General features: G+C 47.6%; 8 tRNA genes. All 8 read right to left on the bottom strand.

What is annotated here, in order from left to right:
- Positions 1 to 8 precede the first annotated feature (8 nt).
- A tRNA-Leu gene (locus N7U64_RS15375) sits at positions 9 to 91 on the bottom strand.
- A gap of 35 nt (positions 92 to 126) precedes the next feature.
- A tRNA-Gly gene (locus N7U64_RS15370) sits at positions 127 to 201 on the bottom strand.
- Positions 202 to 211: 10 nt separating this feature from the next.
- Positions 212 to 295, bottom strand: a tRNA-Leu gene (locus N7U64_RS15365).
- A 9-nt stretch (positions 296 to 304) separates the two neighbouring features.
- Positions 305 to 380, bottom strand: a tRNA-Lys gene (locus N7U64_RS15360).
- A gap of 24 nt (positions 381 to 404) precedes the next feature.
- Positions 405 to 480 (bottom strand) — tRNA-His (locus N7U64_RS15355).
- 10 nt (positions 481 to 490) lie between these two features.
- Positions 491 to 566: transfer RNA gene (locus N7U64_RS15350), tRNA-Thr, on the bottom strand.
- 8 nt (positions 567 to 574) lie between these two features.
- Positions 575 to 650 (bottom strand) — tRNA-Phe (locus N7U64_RS15345).
- 27 nt (positions 651 to 677) lie between these two features.
- A tRNA-Asp gene (locus N7U64_RS15340) sits at positions 678 to 753 on the bottom strand.
- Positions 754 to 824 lie beyond the last annotated feature (71 nt).

Below are 824 nucleotides of genomic sequence, written 5' to 3'. Positions count from 1 at the left end.
ATAATAAGTGCGGTCGAGAGGACTTGAACCTCCACAGTGTTGCCACCACTAGGCCCTCAACCTAGCGCGTCTACCATTCCGCCACGACCGCAAATTATGCTATTTGATGTTTCTTAGATGAAAAATTGGAGCGGAAGACGGGATTCGAACCCGCGACCCCGACCTTGGCAAGGTCGTATTCTACCACTGAACTACTTCCGCATACATATAATGGTACGGGTGAAGGGACTTGAACCCCCACGTCAAAGACACTAGATCCTAAATCTAGCGCGTCTACCAATTCCGCCACACCCGCATAAAAAAATGGTGTGTCATGCAGGATTCGAACCTGCGACCCTCTGATTAAAAGTCAGATGCTCTACCAACTGAGCTAATGACACAAATAGTATTAAGTTAAAATAAAATGGGGCGACTGATGGGAATTGAACCCACGAATGCCGGAATCACAATCCGGTGCGTTAACCACTTCGCCACAACCGCCATATTAAGATGGTGCCGGCAACAGGAGTCGAACCCGCGACCTACTGATTACAAGTCAGTTGCTCTACCAGCTGAGCTACACCGGCAGGTGTAATGGTGGCTTTGGACGGAATCGAACCGCCGACACGAGGATTTTCAGTCCTCTGCTCTACCGACTGAGCTACAAAGCCATACTAAAAAGTTTCGGTAAATAAAAATGGCGGTCCTGACGGGATTCGAACCCGCGATCTCCTGCGTGACAGGCAGGCATGTTAACCGCTACACCACAGGACCGTGGTAACTTGACGACTTCTATAATACTATATCAATCAGTCAAAATTGTCAAATACTTTATTAAAAAAGTA

Origin of the sequence: Exiguobacterium sp. K1 (genome assembly GCF_033721435.1) — a bacterium.
Classification (GTDB): domain Bacteria; phylum Bacillota; class Bacilli; order Exiguobacteriales; family Exiguobacteriaceae; genus Exiguobacterium_A; species Exiguobacterium_A artemiae.
This window is presented reverse-complemented; position numbering and strand designations above follow the sequence as displayed.